The sequence below is a fragment of the Azotosporobacter soli genome (assembly GCF_030542965.1).
In the GTDB taxonomy this organism is placed as follows: Bacteria; Bacillota; Negativicutes; order SG130; family SG130; genus Azotosporobacter; species Azotosporobacter soli.
In genome coordinates this window covers 1-25,648 of sequence record NZ_JAUAOA010000018.1, presented here as the reverse complement: position 1 = coordinate 25,648, position 25,648 = coordinate 1, and the positions used below count along the sequence as shown (strand labels likewise).

29 protein-coding genes are annotated in these 25,648 nt (G+C 52.2%); 12 read left to right on the top strand and 17 right to left on the bottom strand.

Annotated elements, in window-relative coordinates; genetic code table 11:
- Positions 1-32: 32 nt before the first annotated feature.
- The 3 genes from QTL79_RS13715 to QTL79_RS13705 form a co-directional block, all read right to left on the bottom strand.
- Complete coding sequence (locus tag QTL79_RS13715; protein ID WP_346355537.1) at positions 33-803, bottom strand: HD domain-containing protein; 771 nt, start codon at positions 801-803, stop codon at positions 33-35.
- A 4-nt stretch (positions 804-807) separates the two neighbouring features.
- On the bottom strand, positions 808-1,116 hold the full coding sequence (locus QTL79_RS13710) for a hypothetical protein (protein ID WP_346355536.1): 309 nt from the start codon (positions 1,114-1,116) through the stop codon (positions 808-810).
- Between the two features lie 105 nt (positions 1,117-1,221).
- Positions 1,222-3,342: an AMP-binding protein gene (locus tag QTL79_RS13705; RefSeq protein ID WP_346355535.1), complete on the bottom strand. Its 2,121-nt coding sequence runs from the start codon at positions 3,340-3,342 to the stop codon at positions 1,222-1,224.
- A 217-nt stretch (positions 3,343-3,559) separates the two neighbouring features.
- On the opposite strand from QTL79_RS13705, the gene QTL79_RS13700 reads away from it, so the two are divergent.
- Both QTL79_RS13700 and QTL79_RS13695 read left to right on the top strand, forming a co-directional pair.
- Positions 3,560-4,096 (top strand): type 1 glutamine amidotransferase domain-containing protein, encoded by a 537-nt coding sequence (locus tag QTL79_RS13700; protein ID WP_346355534.1) that lies wholly within the window; start codon positions 3,560-3,562, stop codon positions 4,094-4,096.
- Positions 4,097-4,107: 11 nt separating this feature from the next.
- On the top strand, positions 4,108-5,418 hold the full coding sequence (locus QTL79_RS13695; protein WP_346355533.1) for a cyclic 2,3-diphosphoglycerate synthase: 1,311 nt from the start codon (positions 4,108-4,110) through the stop codon (positions 5,416-5,418).
- Between the two features lie 51 nt (positions 5,419-5,469).
- Here QTL79_RS13695 and QTL79_RS13690 read toward each other — a convergent pair whose 3' ends face one another.
- The 3 genes from QTL79_RS13690 to QTL79_RS13680 all read right to left on the bottom strand — a co-directional run bounded on the left by QTL79_RS13690 (position 5,470) and on the right by QTL79_RS13680 (position 7,906).
- The gene (locus QTL79_RS13690) at positions 5,470-6,642 is read right to left on the bottom strand and encodes an MFS transporter (RefSeq protein WP_346355532.1); all 1,173 of its coding nucleotides are present in this window, start codon (positions 6,640-6,642) and stop codon (positions 5,470-5,472) included.
- A 123-nt stretch (positions 6,643-6,765) separates the two neighbouring features.
- The gene (locus QTL79_RS13685) at positions 6,766-7,455 is read right to left on the bottom strand and encodes an MgtC/SapB family protein (RefSeq protein ID WP_346355531.1); all 690 of its coding nucleotides are present in this window, start codon (positions 7,453-7,455) and stop codon (positions 6,766-6,768) included.
- A 40-nt stretch (positions 7,456-7,495) separates the two neighbouring features.
- Positions 7,496-7,906 (bottom strand): VOC family protein, encoded by a 411-nt coding sequence (locus tag QTL79_RS13680; protein WP_346355530.1) that lies wholly within the window; start codon positions 7,904-7,906, stop codon positions 7,496-7,498.
- Positions 7,907-8,112: 206 nt separating this feature from the next.
- Between QTL79_RS13680 and QTL79_RS13675 the strand changes: the two genes are divergently transcribed.
- From QTL79_RS13675 to QTL79_RS13650, 6 genes are all read left to right on the top strand, one after another.
- Positions 8,113-8,724 (top strand): FMN-dependent NADH-azoreductase, encoded by a 612-nt coding sequence (locus tag QTL79_RS13675; RefSeq protein ID WP_346355529.1) that lies wholly within the window; start codon positions 8,113-8,115, stop codon positions 8,722-8,724.
- 188 nt (positions 8,725-8,912) lie between these two features.
- On the top strand, positions 8,913-9,503 hold the full coding sequence (locus QTL79_RS13670) for a TetR/AcrR family transcriptional regulator (RefSeq protein ID WP_346355528.1): 591 nt from the start codon (positions 8,913-8,915) through the stop codon (positions 9,501-9,503).
- 4 nt (positions 9,504-9,507) lie between these two features.
- On the top strand, positions 9,508-10,482 hold the full coding sequence (locus tag QTL79_RS13665; protein WP_346355527.1) for an HlyD family secretion protein: 975 nt from the start codon (positions 9,508-9,510) through the stop codon (positions 10,480-10,482).
- The gene (locus tag QTL79_RS13660) at positions 10,479-11,384 is read left to right on the top strand and encodes an ABC transporter ATP-binding protein (RefSeq protein WP_346355526.1); all 906 of its coding nucleotides are present in this window, start codon (positions 10,479-10,481) and stop codon (positions 11,382-11,384) included. Before QTL79_RS13665 ends, QTL79_RS13660 begins: the two co-directional genes overlap by 4 nt.
- Positions 11,381-12,289: an ABC transporter ATP-binding protein gene (locus tag QTL79_RS13655; protein WP_346355525.1), complete on the top strand. Its 909-nt coding sequence runs from the start codon at positions 11,381-11,383 to the stop codon at positions 12,287-12,289. Before QTL79_RS13660 ends, QTL79_RS13655 begins: the two co-directional genes overlap by 4 nt.
- The gene (locus tag QTL79_RS13650; RefSeq protein ID WP_346355524.1) at positions 12,286-13,410 is read left to right on the top strand and encodes an ABC transporter permease; all 1,125 of its coding nucleotides are present in this window, start codon (positions 12,286-12,288) and stop codon (positions 13,408-13,410) included. Before QTL79_RS13655 ends, QTL79_RS13650 begins: the two co-directional genes overlap by 4 nt.
- Positions 13,411-13,679: 269 nt before the next feature.
- Here QTL79_RS13650 and QTL79_RS13645 read toward each other — a convergent pair whose 3' ends face one another.
- From QTL79_RS13645 to QTL79_RS13605, 9 genes are all read right to left on the bottom strand, one after another.
- Entirely contained in the window at positions 13,680-15,350 is a 1,671-nt protein-coding gene (locus QTL79_RS13645) for an ABC1 kinase family protein (RefSeq protein ID WP_346355523.1), read from the bottom strand.
- A 119-nt stretch (positions 15,351-15,469) separates the two neighbouring features.
- A complete protein-coding gene (locus QTL79_RS13640) occupies positions 15,470-15,814 on the bottom strand; it encodes a DUF3870 domain-containing protein (RefSeq protein ID WP_346355522.1) in 345 nt (114 codons plus the stop codon).
- A gap of 24 nt (positions 15,815-15,838) precedes the next feature.
- On the bottom strand, positions 15,839-16,489 hold the full coding sequence (locus QTL79_RS13635) for a CatA-like O-acetyltransferase (RefSeq protein ID WP_346355521.1): 651 nt from the start codon (positions 16,487-16,489) through the stop codon (positions 15,839-15,841).
- A 144-nt stretch (positions 16,490-16,633) separates the two neighbouring features.
- Positions 16,634-16,849, bottom strand: a complete 216-nt coding sequence (locus QTL79_RS13630) for a hypothetical protein (RefSeq protein ID WP_346355520.1) — start codon at positions 16,847-16,849, stop codon at positions 16,634-16,636.
- A gap of 69 nt (positions 16,850-16,918) precedes the next feature.
- The gene (locus QTL79_RS13625) at positions 16,919-17,815 is read right to left on the bottom strand and encodes a diguanylate cyclase domain-containing protein (protein ID WP_346355519.1); all 897 of its coding nucleotides are present in this window, start codon (positions 17,813-17,815) and stop codon (positions 16,919-16,921) included.
- A 79-nt stretch (positions 17,816-17,894) separates the two neighbouring features.
- A complete protein-coding gene (locus QTL79_RS13620; protein ID WP_346355518.1) occupies positions 17,895-19,562 on the bottom strand; it encodes a glycoside hydrolase family 3 protein in 1,668 nt (555 codons plus the stop codon).
- A 90-nt stretch (positions 19,563-19,652) separates the two neighbouring features.
- On the bottom strand, positions 19,653-19,910 hold the full coding sequence (locus QTL79_RS13615) for a GIY-YIG nuclease family protein (RefSeq protein ID WP_346355517.1): 258 nt from the start codon (positions 19,908-19,910) through the stop codon (positions 19,653-19,655).
- Complete coding sequence (locus QTL79_RS13610) at positions 19,910-20,521, bottom strand: peptidylprolyl isomerase (RefSeq protein WP_346355516.1); 612 nt, start codon at positions 20,519-20,521, stop codon at positions 19,910-19,912. Before QTL79_RS13610 ends, QTL79_RS13615 begins: the two co-directional genes overlap by 1 nt.
- 26 nt (positions 20,522-20,547) lie before the next feature.
- Positions 20,548-21,243, bottom strand: coding sequence for an MBL fold metallo-hydrolase (locus QTL79_RS13605; RefSeq protein ID WP_346355515.1), 696 nt, complete (start codon positions 21,241-21,243; stop codon positions 20,548-20,550).
- Positions 21,244-21,412: 169 nt separating this feature from the next.
- On the opposite strand from QTL79_RS13605, the gene QTL79_RS13600 reads away from it, so the two are divergent.
- Genes QTL79_RS13600 through QTL79_RS13585 form a run of 4 tightly spaced genes read left to right on the top strand, consistent with a single transcriptional unit; the run spans position 21,413 to position 24,335 of the window.
- On the top strand, positions 21,413-22,522 hold the full coding sequence (locus tag QTL79_RS13600; RefSeq protein ID WP_346355514.1) for a YibE/F family protein: 1,110 nt from the start codon (positions 21,413-21,415) through the stop codon (positions 22,520-22,522).
- Between the two features lie 23 nt (positions 22,523-22,545).
- Positions 22,546-22,965 carry a DMT family transporter gene (locus tag QTL79_RS13595; RefSeq protein ID WP_346355513.1) on the top strand — a complete coding sequence of 140 codons (420 nt, stop codon included), beginning with the start codon at positions 22,546-22,548 and terminating at the stop codon, positions 22,963-22,965.
- A gap of 15 nt (positions 22,966-22,980) precedes the next feature.
- On the top strand, positions 22,981-23,436 hold the full coding sequence (locus tag QTL79_RS13590) for a DMT family transporter (protein ID WP_346355512.1): 456 nt from the start codon (positions 22,981-22,983) through the stop codon (positions 23,434-23,436).
- Between the two features lie 20 nt (positions 23,437-23,456).
- The gene (locus QTL79_RS13585) at positions 23,457-24,335 is read left to right on the top strand and encodes a DMT family transporter (RefSeq protein WP_346355511.1); all 879 of its coding nucleotides are present in this window, start codon (positions 23,457-23,459) and stop codon (positions 24,333-24,335) included.
- Positions 24,336-24,400: 65 nt separating this feature from the next.
- Here the strand turns inward: QTL79_RS13585 and QTL79_RS13580 are convergent, their stop codons facing one another.
- Positions 24,401-25,243: an IS3 family transposase gene (locus QTL79_RS13580; RefSeq protein ID WP_346354984.1), complete on the bottom strand. Its 843-nt coding sequence runs from the start codon at positions 25,241-25,243 to the stop codon at positions 24,401-24,403.
- A complete protein-coding gene (locus QTL79_RS13575; RefSeq protein ID WP_346354983.1) occupies positions 25,240-25,587 on the bottom strand; it encodes a helix-turn-helix domain-containing protein in 348 nt (115 codons plus the stop codon). Before QTL79_RS13575 ends, QTL79_RS13580 begins: the two co-directional genes overlap by 4 nt.
- Between the last annotated feature and the right edge of the window lie 61 nt (positions 25,588-25,648).

Here is a 25,648-nt window from a genome sequence, read left to right as displayed (position 1 = left end):
TCTTGCGTTGTTATCCCTGCCCGTTTACGCTTTTATTTTTCCTTCGCCCGCCTGACCACATATTGATGCAAATGCGCCAGTGCTTTGCGCGCGGCCGGTTGGTTGGGAACCAGTTCCGATATTTTTTGCCAGAGACCGCTGTTTACCAAGCGGCGAAAGGTCGCTGCATATTGAATGTTATAAACCCAGGACAAGCGAAAGAGCAATTGATCGAGCGAAGTCAGCATATCGCGACGATGCGCCATGCGTCCCGCTAATACAGCCTGCACAATCGCATTCGAAGAAATTTTGACATTTTTCAACTCTTTCGACGGCGGCATCGTTTCGCTGGCGATCAACTGATAAATATCAAGCTTATCGGCATCACGAAGCAAGTGAGCCATCGCAAGCACATCCGCCTCTTCTTTCTTCGGCACTTCACGCACATTATGGTACAAGATCACCCGCTCCATCTTCGGGACAAACGGTTCTGAAAGTCCCGCCGACTCCCATACGCCTTCTTCGCGCAAGATTCGCGTCCCCAGTAAAGCATGGTTAATCGATCTTGCATCATTGAAAGTGCGGTAAATGGAGTATTGGGAAAAGCGCCCGACATCATGAAGCAGAGCCGCAGCTGCAGCGATGCGCTGACGCGACGGCTCCCATTCCAACTCCACAACAAGATCGGTAATCGTTTCCACGACTCGCTTGGTATGCGCTTCTTTCAGCCCGATATGCAGTCTCATATCGGCATCACCGCCGTCAAAAGTCCGCACATGCGCCGTAAACCACTGCGTCAAACAATCCAATTGCTGTCCGTCCATGGTATTACCCCTTTCGTGGCGGTTTGGCCACTGCCGTCAGGAGCACTTGGCCCGCCTGGCAGCTTACTTTGATTTCATAATCGACCATTCCCTGTTTATATAAGTAAAGTTTTTGTTCCAAAAGCGCCCGTTCCACTTTTTCCTTGAGCGCTGACGTCAAAAAGCCTTCATCCGCACTTTTCGTCGTCGCCTTCACCTTTGGCTGCGCCGCTTCCTCAGCCAGCACTTGGTTTTCAAAACTTGGCGTTTCGGAAAACCCGACAAACATATCTTTATCGCTGCGACCTTTTGGTATCTTCGGTATTTTTGCCATGCAAATTCGCTCCTTTTGCTCTGCTTTGACCTGCCATTTCATTATAGCATAAGAAAAAGCAGAAAAGAGGCGGCGTTTTGCTAAACACAGCCTCTTTCTCCTGCATCATTGAACCGCATCGCCTGCTTTTTTGCCTGCTTCCGCCTGCGCGCGCAGCAACACGTAATCGATCTTGCCGCTGCCAAGCAGCGGCAGCGTTTCAACCACAACCACCAACGACGGCAATTGCAGTAAGCTTTGGCCTTGCAGCTGCAAATACTCTTTAAAGAACGTCCGACTCGCCGTCTTATTCTGGGTATATAAAATAAGGCGTTCGCCTTTCTTGCTGTCGGCGATATTGACTACGGCATTTTGCCCCACGCCGAAACAGTCCTCCGCCATTTTTTCCACCGCATCGAGGCTAATCATTTCCCCGGAAATTTTGGCAAAGCGCTTCAACCTGGCTTTGATTTCGATAAAGCCCTCCTGATCAACCGTCACGACATCGCCGCAGTCGTACCATGCATCGGCTGCGACAAAACCGCGTCCGGCAAGCAAATAGCCGCGCATGATATTGGGTCCTTTAATCCAAAGATTTCCGCCCTCTGCAATTCCATCAACCGCTTCGCTGCGCCATTCAATGCCTGGCAAAAATCGGCCGACTGATCCTTTGCGATAAAACATCGGATTGTTAAAACTGATCACCGGAGCCGCTTCCGTAGTGCCATAGCCTTCAAAAATCCGCAAGCCGAATTTATCTTCCCACAAAAGGCGCACCTCTTCTTTCAACCGTTCACCACCAGCCAACACGTAACGCATGCTGTAAAAATCATAGTTATGCGCGTTTTTACCGTAGCCAAGCAAAAAAGTCGGCGTTCCGAGCAAAATGGTTATATTCTGCTGGTAAGCAATTTCAGGAATCGCTTTATATTGAAGCGGATTGGGGTACAAGTACACTTTCATACCTTCCAGTACCGGCAAAAGCGTCCCCACCGTAAGGCCAAAAGCATGAAACATCGGCAACGGATTCAGCAGAATGTCGCGTGGCGTGTAGTCAATCACACTGCCAATCTGATGGATGTTCGTCATGATATTATAGTGCGACAGAACAACGCCTTTCGGTCGACTTTCGCTGCCGCTGGTAAAGACAATAACTTCGCCGTTTCGCGCCGCGCTCCGGCAGCCCCATTTGTAGCGCAAATAAGCTTTTATCTTATCCGTTAGCGAAATCGTCCTGCGCAGATCTTCCAAATAAACGATTTGATAAACCGCCGCCAAGCGCTCGACATGCTCTTCTAGTCCGGCTTTCGTCACGAAGAGGCGCGAGGTCAGAATCGTCGTAACGCCCGCCAACGCCGCACAGTCGATGTTATTCTTGCTGCCGGCGCTGAAGTTTAGGATAGCCGGCGTCTTGCCCAGATAAAATAACGCAAACAACGTCACCATATGTCCGACGGATGTCGGCAAAAGCACGCCGACCCGCTCTTCTTCACCGAGCAAAGCCTTTAGTTTGCTGCCTAGCAAATAGCTGCCAATGATCGTCCGGCTATAGGTAATCGTTCCATTTGGATCCTCCGCGACAACCTTGCCGGTTCCGTTACGCAGCGCCGCTTCTTGCAGTTCATGGAACAGATTGACTTCTTTCCTCAAGTTATGCGCCTCGAAGACCGCTTCCTGCATAATCGTCATCACGCGGCTGTCCATTTCTTCCTTCTGCAGCTTAAAGCTCACGCCAGGGCGTAGCGGTAAGGTCGCCGGCTGCCCCAGATAAATGCTGACCTGCGGAAACCAGCGCGAGTTCATCAGCGATTTAACGCCGGACAACTTGGAAAATTCCAGTCCGGAAAAAATGACCGGATAAATGCTGGCTTGGGTTTTTAAAGCTAAGAAGCTGACGCCGCTATAGAGTTTCATCAGACTTCCTGTCGTACTGATCCTCGCTTCCGGAAACAAGACCACCAATTGTCCGCTGCGCACCATTTCCGCCAATTTCTTAAGCGAATAAATGTCAAACGGCTCCAGTTCTACATAATTAACGAGACGAAAAGCCAGCGGATGTTGTTTGACCACTTCACGACTGGCGACAAAGCATGCATTCTCCGGTAAAAACAGATATAAGAAGATCGCATCCCAAAGGGAAATATGGTTTGGCAGCAAAATACTCGGGCCACGCAACGCCAACTTTTCAAAATGAATCAGACGCACTGCAAACAAAACTCGAATAAGCCAGCGCAACATTCGCTTCATATTATTCTCCTCGCTGCCATTCGGCAGTTTTTTCCGGCTAGACAACCGTTTACGATTATAGCGTGATGCAAATTCGCTGTCAAATTTGCAGTTATTTACCTCTTCGCCATGCTGGTTCCAGCTCCTTTTTGTTTGTATTTTTTTCCATAACAGCAGGTGTTTTGCTATGAATGACGCGAAGTAGTCCCTATCTGTTATTTTTAGGAGGCGATCCGCCGTGTCAACTGCTCCGCGAAAAATCCTACAGCTCATTGCCGACGATTTCGAAGACCTAGAGCTTTGGTATCCGGTGCTGCGTTTGCGTGAAGCCGGAGCCAAGGTAATTCTCGCCGGAGAATCCGCCGGCGCTATTTATCACGGAAAATATGGCGTTCCAGCCACTTCTGACATTTCCTTTCAGCAAATTCGCGCCGACGAATATGATGCCTTGCTGGTTCCGGGCGGCTGGGCGCCGGACAAATTACGCCGCGACCAGACAGTACTTGAATTGGTTCGCAGCATGGATCAGGCGCGTAAACCAATCGGCCAAATCTGTCATGCCGGTTGGGTCCTAATTTCTGCCCATATCCTTAAAGGACGACGCGTTACCAGCACGCCTGGCATCAAGGATGATATGATGAACGCAGGCGCGCTTTGGTTCAATGAAACAGTCGTCGTAGACGAACATCTGGTCTCCAGTCGCCGCCCCCCCGATTTGCCCGCTTACATGCAAGCCTTTCTCGGCGTCCTTAGCAAATATAAACCCGTCCGCTAGGAGGTTTTTCGATGGAACGAATCCGCGTGATCATCATGGGCGCTGCCGGACGCGATTTTCATGTCTTTAACACCTGCTTTCGCAATGACGCCAGTTATCAGGTCGTCGCTTTTACCGCAGCGCAAATCCCGAACATCTCCGGGCGCGACTACCCTGCCGAATTGGCCGGGCCTCTTTATCCTGCCGGAATTCCTGTTTGGCCGGAAGCAGAGCTTCCTTCGCTCATTGCCGCCTATGACGTCCGCCAGGTTATTTTCGCCTACAGTGATATTTCCCATCTAAATCTGATGCATATCGCATCCGCCATCTTAGCGGCCGGCGCTGATTTTCGTCTGGCCGGTCCGCTCAGCACCATGTTGCATGCGACAAAGCCGGTTATCTCGGTTTGCGCGGTTCGCACCGGCGCCGGAAAAAGTCAGACCACCCGCTACATTACCTCCTTGCTGCAGGAAAAAGGCAAGCGAATCGTCGTCGTCCGCCATCCCATGCCGTACGGAGATCTTTTACGCCAACGCTGTCAACGTTTTGCAACGCTGGCTGATCTGGATCTGCAGCGCTGTTCGATTGAAGAACGCGAAGAATATGAACCCCATCTAAACGCCGGCACCGTCGTCTACGCCGGTGTTGATTACGAAGCCATATTAGAAGAGGCACAGCAGGAAGCGGATATCCTTGTCTGGGATGGAGGAAACAACGATTTTCCTTTTTACCAGCCCAATTTCCACATCGTAGTGGCCGACCCTCTGCGCCCCGGTCATGAAATCAGCTATCATCCGGGTGAAACGAACTTGCGCATGGCTGCGGCCGTCATCATCAACAAGACAAACATTGCCGCGGTCGCAGCGATAAGCGAAGTAGAGGACAACTGTCGTCGGATGGCGCCGCAGGCCGCCATCCTGCACGCCGCTTCCATACTCCATGTGGAAAACGAATCGCTGCTGCAAGGCAAACGCGTATTGGTAATCGAAGACGGCCCCAGTCTGACGCATGGCGAATTACCGTACGGCGCGGGCGTCATCGCCGCCCAACAATACGGCGCGCAAATCATCGATGCCAAGCCGTTTGCCGTAGGCAGTCTGCGCGATACCTATGCAGCCTTCCCGCATCTTGAACAAGCCTTGCCGGCCATGGGCTACGGCAGCGCTCAGCTTGCCGATTTGTCCGCAACAATCGAAAACTGCCCGTGCGATCTGATCTTATCCGCCACCCCGATCGACTTACGCCGCGTTCTTTCTATCGCCAAACCACTCCTGCGCGTTCGCTATGATTTAAAAGAAGTCAGCGGTCCCTCACTTTCCAGTCTGCTGGAACGTTTTTTCTGAAAGAAAGGGCCTCCGCATGGCATTCGCGGAGGCCTTTTCTTTTAATTTCATTTATGAAGGAAGTGCATCCGCCTCTTCCTGTTCCACATTTTCCAGATGCCGCGCGACGCCAAAGAGCAGCAATACGACAACCAGCAGCGCGGCGCTCAGTGCCAGACAGGCATCGACGCCGCCGCTTTGCTTCAAAAAACCGCCAAACGCACCGGAGACAATACCGGCAATCGAACCGCCGCCCAAAAAGAAAGAAATCAGCGAAGGCGTAGCCTGTTCCGCCTGTTGCGTGCCAAAGGCCAGCAAGGCCGCATAGAGTCCTGAGCAAGCCAGGCCGGCCAGCCCTGTCAAGATAAAGCAAGCTAAACGATTGCCCGGCGCCAAGAGCAGACCAAGATAGGCAAACGCTGCGACTAAGAGCGATATCGCCAAATACGTTCTAAGCGGCAACCAACGCCCCAGTAATCCGGACGTCAAACGCCCGGCCGCCATGCAAGCCCAAAACAGAGACAGCGCGATGCCTGCGCTTTTCACATCCAACGCGGCCGCTTCGCGCAAATAAACAACCAGCCAACTAAAATAGGTAACTTCGGCAATGACGTACAGAACAAAAATCGTTCCCGCCAAATAAACGCGCATTGGCCATGACTGACGGCCCGTGTCCTCCTGTTTTGCCTGCGGCAGCGGCTGCTTCGGCAAACGCCTAGCCAGCACGAGCCATAACACGACAAAAAACAGACAGCCTTGATAGAGCGGTTGCCAACTCCATTCTTTGGCCAATAACCAGCCTGCCCACAGCGGCGTTAAAATCGCAGCCAAACTGTAGCAAAAGTTAACCAGCATTAATTTACCGGTGCGTTCCTCCTCATTATGCGTTGCCACGAGCAGATAGTTGGCTGCCGAAGACATCAGACCGATGCCGATGCCGCCAAGCAGGATTCCCTCACCCAACATCAGCAAGCTGCCTGCCGATGCCACCAGCAGACAACCGCCGGCGGCGCACGCCGTAGCCGTCAACGCAATCTGGCGCGGTCCGATTCGACTCAGTAAATAACCGTTGGCATACACAGCCAATGTCGTTCCAATTGAACCAAGCGTCAACCAATAACTGATCACACCGCTGTCCACCTGAAACGTTTCTCCCATTTCAAGAATCGCAAGGCTGTTCAAGCTTCCAATGCCGCCCATAAACAAGTAGGTTCCATATGCTAAAAGGGTAACCAGCTCTTTCATGCAAAACTCCATCACTTCATTTTTTCTTTTCTGACAAACGGAAACGACAAGACGCAGTCGCCTTGTCGCCGATGACACATTATTGGATTATACCTGTTTCAGAAAAAGAACACAAGCGTCTCTTTACAGATCGACCTGCCAGCTGACCGCTGCCGTACCTTCCGTCAGGCGGATCCGCCCCACCAGACTCTCCACGACGGCATCAATGCGCCCGACGCAGACCATCTTCGCATCCACCTTGACTTGAGCGGCATCGTTGCGCAATTCCTGGCTATGTAAACCGATCAGCGACAAACCGTCGCCTTCCGACGCCTGCAGCATCTGGCCGCGCACTTGTGCTTCATGCCCGGCATCGCAAATGATCATAATCGAATATCGTACTTCTTCTTCGCCAGTGATCACGCTATGGCGGTTCACGTTGCGCGCCAAAGGTCGAAGCAGTACGTTAGCGGCTAAAATGACGCCAGTCCCCATTATCGCTTCCACCAGATAACCAGAACCGGTCAATGCACCGATGGCCGCCGAGCACCAAAGCGTCGCCGCCGTGTTCAAGCCCCTGATATCAAAACCGTCACGCATGATGACCCCGGCTCCCAAAAAACCGATGCCGGAGACAATTTGCGCGGCAATACGGCTGGGGCTGGCATCGTTAACGGTCAACGCCGCCAAAGCGACAAACAGCGCCGATCCTGTCGCGACCAGCGTATTGGTACGCAGTCCGGCCATCCGTTGTCGCCACTGCCTTTCAAATCCGATCGCCGCACCCAGTAAGAAGGCGCAGGCAATGCGGATGGTGAATTCTGTCAATGTCATCTAGTTTCTCTCCTGTCAGTCCTCTGCTTTGCCGTCCGCGTTATTTGTTTTGAAACGACGCATAAATTTCCTTGTACTCCGGCGTAGGCTCGATAGATTGGAAGATATACAAATGAACGCCATTCGGATCGTTCACGATAAAGCTGCGTTCCCCCCAAGGCTTGTCCTGCAATTCCTGATAAATCAGCAGTCCTTCATCTTTCAGTCGCTGCAATTCCGTTTCGACATCCTCCACTTCAAACGACAAGATCAAGCCGCGGCCATTAAAAAATTCTCCCGCTTCCCGCTGCGGTAAGGTAAAACTGATTCCGGCATTAAGCGTCGGCGAGAGCAGTTCAACATACCAATCTCCTTCATATACTAAGCGGAAGCCAAAATGCTTCATGTAAAATTCTTTCGACTCCTGTAATTTATCGGTACTGATCGTCGCATCCATTCGTTTGATTTTCATATCAATCCGTCTCCATTTCGCAAATTCAATTTAACAAATCCATCTTGCTGCCTAAAAATAATATTCTACCTGCAACAAAAAAATACCTGCCAACGCCTAAAACAAGCGCACACTATTGTTTGACATTTTTTGTAAGCAATACTAAAATTGACTTATGGCCCCTATCCGGTCACCCCCTATTTTTTCAAAACAAAGGAGGCATCCTCATGAAAAAAGTACTGGTAGTGACAGCCAATCCCAAGCCAACCGACGCTTCGTATACGCTGCGTCTCACGGAAGCCTTTCTCACAGCCTATGCAAAACGGCACCCCGATGACCGCATCGAACGTCTCGATCTTTACGCAGTGGACATTCCCTTTATCGATAGCACGGTTTTTTCCGCCTGGGGAAAGACAGAAAACCACACGCCCGCTGAATTGAAATTAGTCGGCAGAATGAATGAATTGTTGGATCAATTTCTCGCAGCCGACAAAGTAATCCTTGCCGCTCCGATGTGGAATTTTCTTTTTCCGCCTATGGTAAAGGCTTATATCGACAATCTGGTCATCGCCGGAAAAACGTTTTCATACACGGAAACCGGTCCGGTTGGTCTGCTGAGCGACAAACCGATCCTTTTGATTCAAGCGCGCGGCGGTCTGTATCAGGAAATTCCGTTCAGCACATTCGACCATGCCACGCCGTACCTGAAGCATGTCTTCGGCTTCCTTGGCATTCAAAACTTTCACACGTTGGTGTGCGAAGGCACCAATATGGGCTTAGGCGACGCCAGCTTCGACGTCGCACTGAGTCAACTCGACGCACTCACAGCTAAGTTCTGAGCAAATTCTCCTTCACAGTTCTCACAAACTAAGCAAACAAGCATTGCCAATCAGAAAAACCAAAAGGGGCTCGACCGAGTGCCTCTTTGGTTTTTCTTTTTTATTATAAGAAAAAAGCCTAAAGCAATTGACATTTTTTTGCAACTGCAGTATCTTTTAATCAATCGATTAATTAATTGGAGGCCAACATGGAACAAGATACCCGAATCCGCCTGCTCGACGCGGCAACGCCGCTCTTTGCGCAAAAAGGCCTCGGCGGCGTATCCATCCGCCAGTTGGCCGATGCCGCCGCTGTAAACAGTGCATTGATTTCCTATTATTTTAGCGGTAAAGAAGGCTTGTACACGGCGGTACTGGAAAATCAGTTTTCCAGTGTATCGGAATCGTTGCCTTCACTGAGCGATTTACCTGCCGACATGACAGCACGTCTTTCCTGTTACGCCGAGCTTATTTTGGCGGCTCATCGGCGTCATCCTTACCTTCTCCGCTTATGGCACAACGAATTGGCCAATCCGACGCCTTGCTTTGAAAGTGTTGTCAAAAAACATATCCAACGCTTTTACAACTTTCTTCATGCCTGTATCTCCAGCGGCAGCACGAGCGGTGAATTCAAATCGGATATTGATCCGGCGTATGCCGCATTATCGCTTGTCGGCATCTTGAATTTTTATTTCATTGCCAAACCGTTTGCCACTGCTTTTTTCCCCGAACGACAAGATCACGACGTCCGTTATATCGAGCAAGCCTTACACATTTATCTGAACGGTATCAGGAGGTAAACGCATGGACAGAAAGAAAATCATCATCGCCGTTTTATTGTTTGCGACGTTAGGCGCAGCCACCGCCTACAAGCTGCTCGGCAATCGTCCAACCGGAATTACCGCGACCGGAACAATCGAAGTCACCCGCGCCGACATCATGCCGAAAACGAACGGCTATTTGACGCAGTTCACGCTGCAAAAAGGCGATGCCGTCCAAGCCGGGCAGCGCATTGCCATTCTCTCCCGCCCGGATTTGGAAGCGCAGTTGCTGCGCGACGAAGCCGGTCTCAGCAAAGCAAGCGCTCAACTGTCCGATCTGGAAAAAGGCGCGCGCAGTCAGGAGTTGGATGAAGCGACGGCCAATCTGGCCGCCGCCGAATCGCAATACCAAAAAGCGCATAGTGATTTTGAACGCTATAGCCGCCTCTATCAAAGCGGTGCGATTTCGAGCCAGCAATTCGACGCGGCTCGCTCCGGCGACGAAGTGGCGAATAATGCCTTGTCCGTTGCCCGTGCACGCCAAAGTCTGCTTCAATCCGGCAACCGCAGCGACGTGATTCTTGCGCAGCGCCTGGAAGTGGAGCGTTCTGCGGCGATTGTCGCTGCAAGCAAGGCCGCCTTAGCGGACGCTCTTATCGTCAGTCCGCTGTCGGGTCTGGTTCTGACGAAAAATTTTGAAGCAGGCGAATACGTCAATCCCGGCGCAGCGATCGCAACAGTCGGCGATATGAACGACTGCTGGGTAAAAGTATTTATCGCGTCGGAACAATTGGGACTGTTGCGCATCGGGCAAGCGGTGGACGTCCGCGTCGATTCCTTTCCGACGCGCGTATTCAAGGGCAGCATTAAAGAAATCAGTCAAAATGCCGAATTCACGCCGCGGCAAAGCATCACGCAAAAAGAACGCGCCAACCAGGTATTCGCGGTCAAAGTCCGGCTCGACAACGCCGATGGGTTGCTAAAGCCGGGCATGCCGGCCGATGTGGTCATCCCATGATCCGCCTGGAGCAAGTCGTTAAAAAATTTAATGACCAGACGGCGGTAGACGGCATTTCGCTGCATGTCCGGCCCGGCGAAATTTTTGGTTTAGTCGGTCCGGACGGAGCTGGGAAGACGACGCTCATTCGCCTGATTCTCGGCTTGCTGCCGGTCTCGTCCGGCTCGATTCGCCTTTTGGAGAGCAGCAGCGCGGAATCCGTCAAAAGTCAGCTCGGTTATGTGCCGCAGCGTTTCAGCCTCTACGGCGACCTCACGGTGATGGAAAACATTCGCTTGCTTGGCGCGCTCTACGGCGCCGAACAGGCTCAGGTCGACCGTTTGGGGCATGAAATCCTGACGTTTACCAATCTTTTGCCATTCAAAGACCGTTTGGCTGATCAGCTCTCCGGCGGCATGCGGCAAAAACTGGCGCTGGCCGCCGGCCTGATGCACCGGCCAAAACTTTTCTTTCTCGACGAACCGACAACCGGCGTCGATCCCGTATCACGCCGTGAATTCTGGCATATGCTCTATCATCTAAACCAGGAAGGCATGACAATTTTTGTTTCCACGCCCTATATGGAAGAGGCGGAACTTTGTCACCGTATCGCCTTTCAGCATCAGGGACGTCTGGCCGCGCTCGGCACACCCGCTGAATTGAAGCAAGCCTATCCTCACCGCCTGCTCGAACTTCATGCCGCCGCGAAAGATGTCCGACGTCATCTGCACGGCGACTATCTGCTTGATATCGATTCCTTCGGCGAAAAATACCATATCGCCGTCAAGAACCCCGACGCCGCACTTCCGCTGATCCGTGCACAGCTGGCAGCGAACGACATTCCGCTGCTTTCCCTGCGCGAAATAACGCCGACTTTGGAAGATGTCTTCGTGGCGCTCTCGGGAAAGGAGGATATGCTTTGACGCTCGCACTGCACACACATGAATTGAGCCGCACCTTCGGCGACTTTGTCGCAGTTGATAAAGTAAATCTTTCCATCCCTGCTGGCAGCATATATGGTTTTCTCGGCCCGAACGGTTCCGGCAAATCAACGACGATTCGTATGCTTTGCGGCATACTGGCTCCGTCTCACGGCACAGGAAGGATTTTAGGTCTGGAGCTTGGTTCACAGCAGGAAGAAATTCGGCAGCATATTGGCTACATGTCGCAAAAGTTCAGCCTGTACGATGATTTGACCGTGCACGAAAATCTTACCTTCTACGCCGGAATGTACAATCTATCCGGTGGACGCAAACAGGCGCGCATCGATGAAATGCTAGTCATGTCCGGTTTGCAGGACCGGCGTCAGGCTTTGACCGCCAGTCTGTCCGGCGGTTTCAAGCAGCGGCTGGCGCTCGGCTGCTCGATCCTGCACCAGCCGCCGCTGCTCTTTCTTGACGAACCGACCGGCGGCGTCGATCCCAAATCGCGCCGCTTATTTTGGGATATCATCTATGATTTGGCCGCCGCCAAGACGACTGTGATGGTTACGACCCATTTCATGGATGAAGCGGAACACTGCGATAAGATCGGCTTCATCTTTGAAGGCAAATTGATTGCCGATGATACGCCGGAAAATTTAAAGAAAGCGTTGCCAGGCACGTTGCTTGAACTGCCGACCACAACGCCGATGGCGCTCTTCGATTCCATCAAAGCCGCTACATTGCCCTGCCTCGATCTATACCCCTATGGCACCAGTCTGCATGCTTTGGTGCAAGCGGAGCAAGTGGAAGCTTTTGCTCCGTTTGCGCCGCGCGTGATTGCGCCCAGCCTCGAAGACGTGTTCGTCCATTACGTAAAAACCAACCGCAAGGAGTTGATCGGATGATCCGCCTGCGCGCTTTGTTGTTAAAAGAATTCATCCAGATGGGCCGCGACCGTCTGACCTTCGGCATGTTAGTCGGCATTCCGATCTTTCAGCTTTTGATGTTCGGCTTTGCAATCAACACGGACGTCAAACATCTGCCGACCATTGTTTTTGACCAGTCCTTACAGCAGGAAGGGCGCGATATCCTCAGCGCCTTCGAATCCAGTCAGTATTTTGACATCCAAGCAACCGCCGCCAACTATCAGGACGTGACGGCTGCGGTCGAAAGCGGGCGTTGCAAAGTCGGCATCATCATCCCGCCTGACTTCAGTGAAAACGTCAAGCATGGACGCAGCGCAGCGCTGCAAGTAATCGTCGACGCCTCCGACTCGATGTCGGCATCTTCCGCCATCAGCACCGCGCAAATGATCGGGCAGTTGAAATCACAGGAGGTATTGACGAAACGACTGCAAAGCAGCGGCGGACGTCTGCTCGAGCAGCCTTATGACGTTCGCATCCGTCCCTGGTACAATCCTGACTTCGTTTCCGCTTACTACATGGTCCCCGGCATTTTGGGCATCGTCTTGACGATGACGATGGTCATGATCACCTCGATGGCCATCGTACGCGAACGTGAGCGCGGCACGTTGGAACAGCTGATCGTCACGCCGATGAAATCGTATGAACTGATGCTGGGAAAAATCATTCCCTACATCTTTGTCGGCTACGTTCAGGCTACCTTGGCCCTGATGATCGGCATTTTGGTTTTCGACATGCCGTTCTTGGGTAGCCTCACGCTTCTTTACATTCTGACGACGCTGTTCATCGTCGCGTCGCTCTCGCTCGGCGTTTTGATCTCGACCGTGACCAAAACGCAGATGCAGGCGATGCAGCTTTCCTTTGCCGTTTTCTTGCCCAGTGTACTGCTCTCCGGCTTCATGTTCCCCCGCGCCGCAATGCCGGACTTTTTCTTTCATCTCGGCCAACTGCTGCCGCTGACCTTCTATCTTGAAATCATGCGCGGCATCGTACTCAAGGGAATCGGCATCGAGTTTCTTTGGTCGCAGACCGCTGCGCTCGCCTCGTTCATCATCGCCACTTTATTTCTCAGTCTGCTGAAATTCAAAAAAACGTTGGCCTGATTTTCCTCTTTCGAGTGTGGACAATTGAAAAAATAAAATGGACACGAAATGAAAATAAACGATAACACGAAGAAGCGAAGCGGGCCGATCCTATCGGCCCGTTAGAAAGAGTGGAAGAGTAATAATAAACTCTTCCCGCCTTCCCTTCTTCAACTCTTCGTGTAAAAACGTTCCTCTTGATTTCGTTTTGTCGACAGCCGCAAGGGAGCACCACATGAATTTGTGATGCTCCCTTTTTTTGTGCTCTGCTGTCTCAGACAAAACAAACGCTATTCTTTTTTTACACCTGATCCGGCGGTAAGAAATCGCCGCTTCGCCACACGTTCACGGCGTAGCAGGCAAAGGACCAAGAGGAAGAGCAGTGCGGCTCCGCTCTTCGCCTCAAACTCGAAGCCATGTACATATAAATAGGCGCAGGCGATTGTCATTCCGCCCGCCAGTACGCTCCAGACAAGCGCCTGCAGCATTTTCACGATATTGCCCAAATGCTCCTCCAAGCGCGTAAGCGGCACGCGAACCGAAATTTCGCCCCGCTCGGTGCGCCGCAACAGTCGCTCCGCCAAAGGCGGCAATTCCAAAAGGGAAACGGCCGCCTGGGTCGATTTTTTCACCGCTTCCTGCCAGACGCTTTCGTTGCTGCGAGAAAACTGCAACAGATAAGGCTTGGCCTCATCAAGAAATTTAAACTCCGCATCCAGTCCGAGACAAAGACCATAAACGGTACCAAGCGCCCGCCCGAGGAAGACATAACTGGCAGGCAATTGAAAAGGCTGCTCATAGAGCATCGTTTCCAGATCCGCAATAAATTCACGCAGCGCCGCATCCGTAAACGTACGCTCATCGCCCAACAAATGTTCAATCAACTGGCCGACGACCTTGCCCACGCTTTCATTGTCGGCTCCAGGCAATAAAAAGTTCAGACGCTTCAAATGATGCACGACCTGAAGATAATCACGCCGCACGGCGGCAACGACCAGTTCCGCTAATATTTCACGCGTCAGCGCCGTGATGCTGCCGGTCATGCCGAAATCAAGCAGAATCAGTCGCCCCTGTTCATCGACGAACAGATTCCCCGGATGCGGATCCGCATGAAAAAAACCATCCACCAAGACCTGGCCGACATACAGCTTGATCAGCTGCGCTGCCAACGCGCGACGGTCGACGCCGATCGCTTGCAGCGCTTCATAATCGGTGATCTTGACGCCTTGCATATACTCCATCGTCAGAACGCGCCGTGTCGTATAGGACCAGTAGATTTTCGGCACGCGTACGCCAGGATCGCTTTTGCAATTGGCAGCGATCAGTTCGGCGCTGCGACCTTCCTGCAGGTAATCCAGTTCACGCCAAAATGTCTCGTTGATTTCGCTGTGAATTCGATCGATATCAATAAAGTTCGCCCAGTCGGTAAACAGTTTAATCAGACGTACCGCCTGCGCCAACACGGTCAAGTCGACCGCAATAATCGTTTCCATATAAGGACGCATGACCTTGACCGCAACCTTTTCACCGCTGATCAAACCGGCCCGGTGAACCTGCCCTAATGACGCGGAAGCAAGAGGCTGCGCTTCAAAAAAAGAAAAGACCTCTAAGAGCGGACGTGCGAACTCGGCTTCGACGGCCTCCGTCACATCCTGCAGCGCGACCGGCGCCACCTCATCCTGCAAGTGAGCCAATTCAATAAGCACGCTGCGCGGCAGCAAGTCGACGCGCGAGCTCAGTACCTGGCCCAGTTTGATCAGCAGCCCGCCCATCGCTGCCGCCGCGCTACAAAACTCCTTGGCCGTCTGCACATATAACGCTTCGCGCCGCAGCGCGATCCAGGCCTTGTCCTTAAAGATACTCTGGATTTTCAGGCGATAAAAACGCCAAAAAATATGCAGCACCAAACGTATGCCTGTTAGAAAGCGCCCTATGATGAACCCATATCCCGGTCGTCGCATAGGCAGCCCCCTCTCGCTTCTCTTCTTGCCACTACCTTCTCGCCCTGCCGACAAACTCCTGCCGTTATAGCAACAAGGCCGGGAAAGCTCCCTGCTTTCCCAGCCCTTGTCAGTTTCAGTTATTCGGTCAGATGCAGCGGAATGCCGCGCTTGATGCTGGCGAATTTGCGCTGCGCATCCTTAAACGCCGTGACGACCGCATTAATGGAAGAACCAAAGTAACGGCTTTCAATCTCGGCAATCGTCGTCATTTCATCGCCCTGCAGACTCTTGCCGATAAAAAGGTAACGGAGAAAATCCCGCGTCAGTTCCATCGCCGTCGTACTGCTTGAATCAACGATAAGTCCCGATTCCTTATCCACAATAAAGCAAATGGAAAAACGCCCCTGTTGCGAAGATTTTGCATTGCCTACGACACAAATCGATTCTGCCGGAAACATAGCGATCACCCCATTCTTACGCATTGGTTATTCTTTCCTTTTAGCTTATCATACCGTGCTGCATCCTTCAACGCATTTTGCCGGTTCCGTCAAGAAAGCCTGTAGGCGCGCAAAAAAACGGCCGAGATGAAGACCATCCGCCAACCCGTGATGAACCTGCACTGACAGCGTCATTTTCCAACGTTCGCCGACCTGCTCATATTTTCCCCAGGCAATCCTCGGGACGGCGTCACTGTCGTCGCCTCGCATCGCATGACTGATGCCGTTAAAGGCAACCCAGGGAACGCTGGTGATAAAGAGCAAATCATCGCCGTCATCGCTCAGCAGTGCACCGTTCTGCGCAGCCGCCATCCGCTCCAGCGCAGTTTCGACAAATGCGTCGCCCGCGAGCTGATAAGGCGTCGCACAAAAGCCAAACCGTTCATCCGGCAGCATAATTGTGAACGACGGATGCACGACATCATGTTCCACGACGGCTCCTGCACGTATGCGCTGACGAAACTCCGGCATTTCATTGGCCACACGGCTGACCAGATAGACCATCCAGGGAAAAAACGGACGTCCCGTCTCTTTCAGCCATGCCTTAAATTGCGTCAGATCGAGCTGTGCGCTCAAACTGAAATACGGTTTGGCATATGTGTAAAACAGCTGATAATGTTCCCTTCTCGACCAACTTTTCATATCAATTTCCCGCATCATCTCACCCTTTCCTTTTTCCTTGTCAAAAGCGCCATGTCCATGAAAATAATAGTTATTGTTTAAATGGTTATTACAATATTGTTAAAACAGAAGGCGCTGCCGCAACTATTCCGCCGCGACGTCGCCTTCTGTTCAAAGCAATTCTTAATGCACTTCCAAGTCTTTAATCCGCACGAAAAAACCGTCAACCTTTCCGGCTTCGCCGTGAATCTCAAATTCATTCAGCCAGCGACGGTCCTTGCGCAGCCGACATTCAACAAAGACAGCGCTCACGCCGCATTCATCGGCAATCCGTTCTACCTTCGTCTGGAGCAGCGTCGTCACTAACGTTTGATTGACAATGATTTTCCTAGCCATCATTCCTGTTTCTCCTATTCCTACCCTATCCCGCTTATCTACTTTACCACATCCGGAATAAGAGGCAAACCATTAACCTACAATTTCAAGCCCTTTATCCTGATGGCGGCTCGCTTTAATCTGTTCTTCCAGCGTCTTATATAAATATTCTTCCGTCGCACCGGTATGCGCGATCGCACCGCCCACGCAAATCGCCAGTTCAAGCTCCTCCTTGTATTTTTGCCCGGCTGTTTGGATCAAGTCGCGCACTTTGTTCGCCCAATTCAGTAGCATTCCCTTTTGACTCTTGTAGCAAAGCAGCATGAACAATCCGCCCTGCCAGCGGCTGAGGATATCGCCGTCATCCATGTTTTCTGCAATCGTCTTGGCCATAATCTTCAGCACTTCATTGCCTACGCTCATGCCAAACTCATCATTGACTTCGCGCAAGTTTTCCAACTGAAAGAAGAGCATGCTAAAGGAGCGGCTGCCGCGTTCATTTTCCGAAGCTAGGAGCATACGCACCTTATTCTCCATATACTCGCGATTTGCCAGGCCTGTCAATGAATCGAGAAAAGCCTTACGCATCAATTCTTTAATCTGACTCGGATTCGTCGGCGTGCCGGATTTGACGAATAAGGCCATCGCACCGATGACATTTCCCTGATCGTCGGTCGCCGGAATAAAGCGCATATTCACCGCAATTTGCTGCCCCTGTTTGTGACGCAGGAAAACCTGCTCCTCACGTACAAGCTGATCCGCCATCGTCTTGAGCATCGGACACGATTTACCGCAAAGCCGCTCGCCCCGTTCATTGAGATGCGACAATATTTCGTCATAGCAAAAACGGCCAATGACCTCCGTCGCCTTATAACCGGTCAGCTCTTCCGCCGCACGGTTCCAAAACAAGATCGTCCGGCTGTCATCGACGCCGTAGACACCATCATATAAATTCTCAAGAAATTCATTGTTGTGCGTCCAATTCACCATCCTGTGTCCCCTCCACCTTTACGCCGTCTTTCTTTCTTAATTTACTACCCGAGAGAGAAACTCCTGCCTGTCCGGCAGATTATTTTCCCGCCGCAACCGGCAAACGACCAGGCGCGGCCTGACGCCCCGCCAATACCGCACCCAGCGCCGCAACGCTCACCGGTTGATCGCCATAAACCGCTAAAAATGTTGAAACGCCGGGCAGATAATCGCTGTCATACGGCACGCCCATCGCCGCTATAAGCATACGCTCCTGCGGCAGCGCTTTAAGTAGTTCGAGCCACTGCCGGTTACGGTACAAATTGTATGATCCGGCAACGATCAACGGCGCCTGACGAAACGCAAGCGGCACATCAGTAATTGTCGCGTTGAGCGGCAGCAAACAGGGTTTTAAATTCGGACATTGCGCCAGAAGCGGCGGCAAGGCGGCGCTATACTCCTTCGGCCATAGCAGCGGAATACTTCCGCCCTGCACAAGAGGCAGCAAATGATTTTTGTCACGCAACAGCGTGATACTGGCTTTCGCCACTTCCTCCGCCACCGCCAAATACTCCGGCGAAGCCAATTCCTTCAACGCCGCTTCATCGGCCGCCTTTGGCGCTGCATCTAACAATCCGTAGCGCTCCTTGCTCTGCAAGATGCGCCGCACAGATTCATCCAGCCTCTTCTCTGTTATTCGCCCGCTTTTTAACGCAGCCAAAAGCGCACGATGAATCGCCGCCTGTTCGGCCGGTTCATGTCCGGTATCTGCGCCAAAGAGCAGCAAATCCGCGCCGGCCAGAAAGGCCTGCACCGCCGCCTCCTCCATGCCCCAGCGCTGGTCAATCGCCCCCATGCTGAGCGAATCGGTTATGATCAGGCCGCTGCCTATTTCCCGGCGCAATAAACCGACGACCGTCGGCGAAAGCGTCGCCGGCAGACCGCTTTCATCGAGCGCCGGTACGACGACGTGCGCAGTCATGACTGCCGGAACGCCGGATCGGATCATTTGACGGAACGGGTACAACGCCGTCTCTTCCAACTCAGCGCGCGTCTGTCCGGCCAATGGCAGTCCGAGATGCGAATCGACCGCCGTATCGCCGTGTCCTGGAAAATGTTTGGCCACGCAAAGGACCTGCTCGTTGCGATAAGGCGCAAGCATTGCCGTTCCCAGTCTCGCGACCAGCTTCGGGTCCGATCCGAACGAACGAATGCCGATCACCGGATTAGCCGGATTGCTGTTCACATCGACGACCGGCGCAAAGTTCATGTTAATGCCGATGCTATGCAGCTCACGCGCTATCACCTGTGCGGTCTTAGCCGCGAGTTCTTCACTGCCGGTCGCTCCCAGCGCCATATTGCCTGGAAAGACCGTTACTCCCTGCGTCAATCGTGTCACCCTGCCGCCTTCCTGGTCGATCGAGATAAAAAGCGGCACATCGCCCTGCGTGCGCATCTGCAGCTGCAGCGAATCCGTTAGTGCAACAATTTGCCGCGGATTTTCCACATTGCCGCTGACGCCATATAAAATCACGCCGCCAAGGTGAAGCGTCTCCAGCCGCTTTGCCAATTCGTCAGAAAGAACCGGGCCACGGAAAAAGCCGATCATCAGCTGCCCGACCTTTTGCTCGAGCGACATGCTGTACAGTCGTGCTTCCACGCTGTCTTCTTGCTCCGCTGCCGATACGATCGAAACCATCAAACTAAAAATTATTATGGCTGCATATATCATTTTTACGCTTCGTCGTTTCATTTCTCTGCTCTTCACTGCTTTGCTCCTTCACTGCATTTCTCTACTATTTCCGTCTCTTTTGGCAAAATTCCTCTATCCGAGAAAAAGGAGCAGTTCCAAGAGGAACTACTCCTTTTTCGCATAGGCAGCCGCCAAAGCTTCCTTTTCGCGTTTCGTCAACCTTTTAATTGCATATTCCCTGGCCTGCGCGGCCTGCTTCGTGTCAAATTCTTCGTGATATGCGAGCGTGACCGGCCCGCGACCGCGGGTATATTTTGCGCCGTTGCCTTGGTTATGCGCTGCAATACGACTCTCCAGATCCGTCGTCCAACCACCGTACAGGCTGCCGTCCCGGCAGCGCAGCAAATAGGTGTAAGCGGTCATCAGGGCGTTTCTTGAATCGTTATTTTCTTAATCACGATATCTTCAACCGGTTTGTCCTGCGGCCCGGTTTTCGCCTTGCCGATCATTTTTACCACATCGAGACCTTCGCTCACATTGCCGAATACCGCATGTTTGCCGTCCAGCCAAGGCGTGGGAGCCAGCGTGATGAAAAACTGCGAGCCGCCGCTGTTCGGTCCGGCATTCGCCATCGACAGGATACCCGCCCCCGAATGGCGCAGGTCCTTGCTGAACTCGTCCGGAATACTGTAACCAGGTCCGCCGGTACCATTGCCTTTCGGATCGCCGCCCTGGATCATGAAACCGTCGATGACGCGGTGAAAAATGAGTCCGTCATAAAAGCCTTTGCGGCTCAGCGAGACAAAATTGTTCACCGTTTGCGGCGCTTTATCGGCATTCAATTCCACCTTGAACGTTCCCTTCGACGTTTCAAATACCGCGATCGGGTTCTTACCGCTTGGCGTTTGCACAGGAGCCTGTTCAACCGGTTTATCAGGCTTTGCCGGTTGGGACGGCACGCCAGCGCAGCCCGCGGTCAAAACCAAGAGAACTATAGCTAGTAATGTCAGCAACACAGTTCCATTTTTTCTCATAAAAAACCTCTTTCTTCATCCTCATTTTATCTTTGCATGACAAATTCTTCTCCGGCATGCAATGGACTCCAGACCGGAACGGGAAAATCAAACGGCGGCTGCCACGGCGCACCGTTGCTGTGCATCGTAACCAGTTGCTTTACCCTGACCTGATCGCAAAACTCCTTCACGCCGGCCGCCCGGTACTCACCCAGACGCTGATCAACGGGAAAAAAAGCCAAATCCATCGTTAAACCGGCCACTTTCGCCAGTTCGCGACGCCATGCAGCATCCGCTTGCTTACGATTGGCGGGCGTATCGCCGGTCCAGTGCCAGCGGTTCAGATCCCCGGCGTGAAAAATGCGCCAGCCGTTTAGTGCAACGCAAAACGAAACGCCTGCATCCGTCGAGCCATACGTCTCTATCGTTAGGTCGTCGAGCGCAATCCGTTGGTACGGCTTGCAGTAAATGATTTTTTCATGCGCTACGCTGCCCATACCGCTAACCGCATGAATGTCTTCACTTAAAATATAGGCGCGCACCTGATTTTGCCAATTGCCGATCGTGGCGACAAAGTGGTCGCTATGCGCATGCGAGCTAAAAAACAAAATCCGCTTCGCCTTTTCAATCAGCACGGGCAGTCGTTCGGCCGGATCGCGAAAATAATCAAACACCAGCAGATCGTCAGCGCAGCGCACAGCAAAACCGCTATGTTCCAGATACGTAACCGTAAGTTCTTTCATTCTCTGCTCACCTCCTTACGTGAGATAAATCTCATAGTCCATACCTTACCACGATTTTAGCGCGTTGTCAGCACCCTCGGCAAAAATCGCCGAAAGCATAGGAACCTAAAGCCTGATATGCTATGATAAAAAGGCATTGCAACCATCTTGACTAAGGAGGAATTCCATTTTGAAACGTTTATCGCTCTTTTTGCTGTTACTGCTCAGCCTGTCGTTTTCCATTTCGGCCGAAGCCGCTCCTGCGGCGCCAGCCATCGAATATGAAAAAGGTCTTGTACTGAGCGTCACGCCGCTCGAACTTTCCGCGCAGAAAAAAGCGGCGCTTGGCGAGGGCATGATGGTCCACTTTCGCCTGACCAGCGGACCGGACATCGGCAAGGAAATCGACACGATCAATTACGTCTCCGGCAAATCGGCCTATGAGATGAAGGTAGAGCCCGGCGATAAGGTCATTGTCGCAGTCAGCCATGATTTCGGCAAGACCGCTTACAACATCAGCGACTTTGACCGTCTCGACTATATCTATTATCTGGTCGGATTATTCGTCCTGGTGCTCTTGGTATTCGCTCGCATCGTCGGTTTGAAATCGGTCATCGTGATCGGCGTTTCGCTGCTGATCATCTTCAAATTTTACATCGGCCAGGTCCTTTCAGGCTCTTGGAATTTAGCCGCGCTTACCGTCAGCGTCTGCGCGGTAATCGCAGTCCTCACCCATCTGCCGATCAGCGGCTGGTCGCGTAAGACGGTCGCGGCATTGCTTGGTTCGATGAGCGGCGTAATTATTGCCGGACTCCTGTCAGCCGCCAGCGTTAAATTGATGCACTTGACCGGCCTCGACAGTGAAGAAGCAATGCTGCTCAAAGCAGCGACCTTATCCCAAGTCGATTTTCAGGGCATTCTTTTTTCCGGCATGGTATTCGGCGCACTTGGCGCAGTAATGGACGTTTCGATTTCTATCGCTTCGTCGCTGCGCGAAGTCTCCGCCGCCCATCCTGAAATCAGTCGCAAGCAGCTCTTTATCTCCGGCATGAACGTCGGCCGCGACATCATGGGTACGATGTCCAACACGCTGATCCTCGCCTATGTCGGCAGTTCACTGCCGCTTGTCCTTTTGATTATGTCGCAACCTCAGGTCTCACCGCTGAAGATCTTCAATCTCAGTCTGATCGCCACAGAGGTCGCACGCGCGCTGACCGGCAGTATCGGCCTCATTTGCTCGATCCCGCTGACCGCTTTAATTTCCGCCTGGCTGTTTCACCAGGAAAATAAAAACCAGTAATGCTGCTCTAGGAGGCGATCATTTTGCATTACGGCGCTCTTTTTTGCATCGGCTTGTTATCTGCCGCGATGCTGACCATTAACGGAACGTTGGCAGCGCGAAGCAATCTGTATTTTACCGTGTTTTGGGTGCATGCTTTCGGCACGCTATGCGCTGCCGCCCTCTTGTTTGCACTGCGCCGCCCGCTGCGTAATTTTCCTGCCAACCCGTTCTTGTACAGCGCCGGTTTCCTAGGCGTTATGATGGTCGGACTCAGCAGCTTTTGTATGCAATTCGCCGGAGCGACGCTGACGCTGGCGGGAGCGCTCGCCGGACAGACCCTGTGTGCGGCAGCGGCAGGGCATTGGGGGATCGGCGGTTCACCGCGCGAAGCGGTGACGGTGCGCCATCTACCGGGTTTTCTTCTCATTTTGGCAGGAATCGTCCTGCTTGGTCTTGGTTAGAAAGGAGTTATCCGCATGCTGACTTATCTTTTTCTCAGTCTGGCCAGCGGCGCGATCGGCGTCCTTTCCTGGCTGATTAATCTGTCGCTCGCCAGACGAATCGGTGCGCTGCAAGGCTCGTTCATCAACCATGTCGTCGGCAGCGCAGCCGCCGCGCTTTTATTCCTTGCCGTTCCGGCAGCGCTCCACCCGTTTACGGAACTGTCCGCACTGCCTTGGTGGACGCTGACCGGCGGCCTGATCGGCGTGCTGGTCGTAATGTCGCTCAACCATCTCTTGCCGCGTACCGCACTGCTCGCTTCCTCGCTGCTGTTATTCCTCGGCCAATGGATCGGCGGCCTGCTGCTTGACTATTACTGCGCCTTTCCGCTGCCATGGCCGCGCATACTCGGCGGACTGCTCATTGCCTGCGGCCTCTTGCTGAACCAATATATCACACTGCGCGCTAAAGCAAGCGCCATTTCCCGCTAACGCAGAAACGGAGTCTTATCATGAAACAACATCGTATGACTTATGCTATTTTAACGTTTGTCGTCATCCTTTGGGGCGTCAACGTCGTGATGATTAAATACCTGCTCGGCTATTTTCCGCCGTTGGCGCTCGCGACGATCCGCATGGCTCTGGCAGCGTTCAGCCTTTTGCCAGCCATTCTCCGCTCATCGCAGCTGGCGGTACCGCGCCGCGCCTGGTGGCCGATTATCGGCGTCGCCTTTTTTTCGATTTTAGTCCATCAACTTTTTCTCGCCTTCGGTCTGGCCAATACCAGCGCAACGCACGCCTCCTTATTGCTCGGCTTGAATCCACTGGTGACAGCTTTACTGGCCAGCCGCTACGCCGCCGAGCCGTTGTCCGCCGCCAAAATCATCGGCATTATTCTCGGTTTCTGCGGCGTATTGCTGGTCGTTTCCGGCAACACGCATTCGATCGCCACGCCATTTGGCGACGCGTTAATTTTTGCAGCCACCCTAGCCGCCGTCCTTGGTTATCTCTGCGTAAAAAAAGCCACCACCCTCGTCTCACCGCTGATTGTCACCGCCTATAGTCATCCATTGGCCGCCGCCGGTCTCATCTTCTTAACGCTCTGCAGCGGTGATGCTTGGAGCTACGGCAATATCAAGGACGCCTGGCCGCTAATCATGCTGCTGATTTCCAGCTTCGGCAGCACCGCGCTGGGAGGTTACCTTTGGAACCGGGGCATTCAACGCATCGGCGCTTCCAACACCTCGCTCTTTCAAAACGGCATTCCCATTGCCGGAATCTTCGCTTCGGCACTCTTTCTCTACGAACCGCTCGGCTGGCATCATATCGCCGCTCTTTTCCTGGTTCTCTCAGGCGTCAGCTTAGGCAGCGGCGCTTGGCAGCGGAAATGATTTTTTCCGTCAAAAAAAGTCCCGGCAAATTGAAGTGACCCCAAAAAGTTAGACAACTATTTATTTTAAGCAGCCATAAGGGTTTGCTGCCTGTGTAGAGCGGGTGGCAAACCCTTTAACTTTGTCTTGATGCGTCGGTTGTTGTAGTAGTCGAGATAATCGATCAACTCCGACTTGAAATGTTCAACTGAGTCAAACTCCTGTAGATACAGAAGTTCACTCTTTAGTATTCCGAAGAAGTTTTCCATAACGGCATTATCCAGACAGTTCCCTTTTCGGCTCATACTTTGGGAAATGCCCTTTTCTTTGAGTGCGTGCCGATAGCGTTTGTGTTGGTATTGCCAGCCTTGATCTGAGTGAAGAATGAGATTCGAGTTGTTTGGAATCTTGGCAAATGCTTTATCCAGCATACGCAGTGCCATAGAGAGTGCCGGGCGATCTGAAATAACATAGCTGACAATGTCACGACTGCATAGATCCAGTATCGGTGACAGATACAGCTTCTGCCCAAATAACTTGAACTCTGTAACGTCAGTAACCCACTTCTGATTCGGTTTTGCAGCCTCGAAATTCCGTTCGAGAAGATTGAAAGCTATTTTGCCAACCTCGCCCTTGTAGGAGCAATATCTTTTCATCCGAACCCGACAGACGATACCCTGTTCTTTCATCAACCGTTGTACTGTCTTATGGTTAATGACATATCCGCGATTGTGCAGTTCATTCGTGATACGTCGATAGCCATAGCGACCTTTGTTTTCCGTGTAGATTGCAGTAATCTGTTCTTTAACCGCGCTATACTTATCAACTGCCGTACTTTTTTTCGCATAATAGTAATAGGTAGCGCGCGGCAGACTGGATACTTCAAGCAGCAGAGAAATCTTATGTTCATGCCTCAGTTCCCAAATCACTTGCGCCTTTTGCTTTGGCGTTCCTCTTCTAGAACCAAGGCCTTCAACTTTTTTAAATAGGCATTCTCCGCTCGCAGCCGTTGGACTTCAGCAAGTAAGTCTTCTTCTGTTTTTTTTGGTAACCCGATAGGACGACCTTTGCTTCCACGCCCTCGACGTTCTATGAAAAGTCCCTCAGGTCCCTCTTCCAGATAGATTCGTTCCCAGTTGGAGACACGCTTGTGACTACTTATACCAAATTGCAGTGCTATCTCGCGATAACTTAATTTCTCTCGATGCATTGTTTCTACAACATTTAGTTTAAATTCCCCAGTGTATTTTTGATTCGGTATCCCTTTTGGCATAAAATCACCCCCAAAGTTATTTTCAGTATACTATACTGTCTAACTTTGGGGGTGCAGTTCA

Coding starts and splice junctions, on each gene's coding strand:
- QTL79_RS13715 (WP_346355537.1), bottom strand. CDS start 803: ATGGACGGACAGCAATTGGATTGTTTGACGCAGTGGTTTACGGCGCAT.
- QTL79_RS13710 (WP_346355536.1), bottom strand. CDS start 1,116: ATGGCAAAAATACCGAAGATACCAAAAGGTCGCAGCGATAAAGATATG.
- QTL79_RS13705 (WP_346355535.1), bottom strand. CDS start 3,342: ATGAAGCGAATGTTGCGCTGGCTTATTCGAGTTTTGTTTGCAGTGCGT.
- QTL79_RS13695 (WP_346355533.1), top strand. CDS start 4,108: ATGGAACGAATCCGCGTGATCATCATGGGCGCTGCCGGACGCGATTTT.
- QTL79_RS13690 (WP_346355532.1), bottom strand. CDS start 6,642: ATGAAAGAGCTGGTTACCCTTTTAGCATATGGAACCTACTTGTTTATG.
- QTL79_RS13685 (WP_346355531.1), bottom strand. CDS start 7,455: ATGACATTGACAGAATTCACCATCCGCATTGCCTGCGCCTTCTTACTG.
- QTL79_RS13680 (WP_346355530.1), bottom strand. CDS start 7,906: ATGAAAATCAAACGAATGGATGCGACGATCAGTACCGATAAATTACAG.
- QTL79_RS13675 (WP_346355529.1), top strand. CDS start 8,113: ATGAAAAAAGTACTGGTAGTGACAGCCAATCCCAAGCCAACCGACGCT.
- QTL79_RS13670 (WP_346355528.1), top strand. CDS start 8,913: ATGGAACAAGATACCCGAATCCGCCTGCTCGACGCGGCAACGCCGCTC.
- QTL79_RS13665 (WP_346355527.1), top strand. CDS start 9,508: ATGGACAGAAAGAAAATCATCATCGCCGTTTTATTGTTTGCGACGTTA.
- QTL79_RS13660 (WP_346355526.1), top strand. CDS start 10,479: ATGATCCGCCTGGAGCAAGTCGTTAAAAAATTTAATGACCAGACGGCG.
- QTL79_RS13650 (WP_346355524.1), top strand. CDS start 12,286: ATGATCCGCCTGCGCGCTTTGTTGTTAAAAGAATTCATCCAGATGGGC.
- QTL79_RS13645 (WP_346355523.1), bottom strand. CDS start 15,350: ATGCGACGACCGGGATATGGGTTCATCATAGGGCGCTTTCTAACAGGC.
- QTL79_RS13640 (WP_346355522.1), bottom strand. CDS start 15,814: ATGCGTAAGAATGGGGTGATCGCTATGTTTCCGGCAGAATCGATTTGT.
- QTL79_RS13635 (WP_346355521.1), bottom strand. CDS start 16,489: ATGATGCGGGAAATTGATATGAAAAGTTGGTCGAGAAGGGAACATTAT.
- QTL79_RS13630 (WP_346355520.1), bottom strand. CDS start 16,849: ATGATGGCTAGGAAAATCATTGTCAATCAAACGTTAGTGACGACGCTG.
- QTL79_RS13625 (WP_346355519.1), bottom strand. CDS start 17,815: ATGGTGAATTGGACGCACAACAATGAATTTCTTGAGAATTTATATGAT.
- QTL79_RS13615 (WP_346355517.1), bottom strand. CDS start 19,910: ATGACCGCTTACACCTATTTGCTGCGCTGCCGGGACGGCAGCCTGTAC.
- QTL79_RS13610 (WP_346355516.1), bottom strand. CDS start 20,521: ATGAGAAAAAATGGAACTGTGTTGCTGACATTACTAGCTATAGTTCTC.
- QTL79_RS13605 (WP_346355515.1), bottom strand. CDS start 21,243: ATGAAAGAACTTACGGTTACGTATCTGGAACATAGCGGTTTTGCTGTG.
- QTL79_RS13590 (WP_346355512.1), top strand. CDS start 22,981: ATGCTGACTTATCTTTTTCTCAGTCTGGCCAGCGGCGCGATCGGCGTC.
- QTL79_RS13585 (WP_346355511.1), top strand. CDS start 23,457: ATGAAACAACATCGTATGACTTATGCTATTTTAACGTTTGTCGTCATC.
- QTL79_RS13575 (WP_346354983.1), bottom strand. CDS start 25,587: ATGCCAAAAGGGATACCGAATCAAAAATACACTGGGGAATTTAAACTA.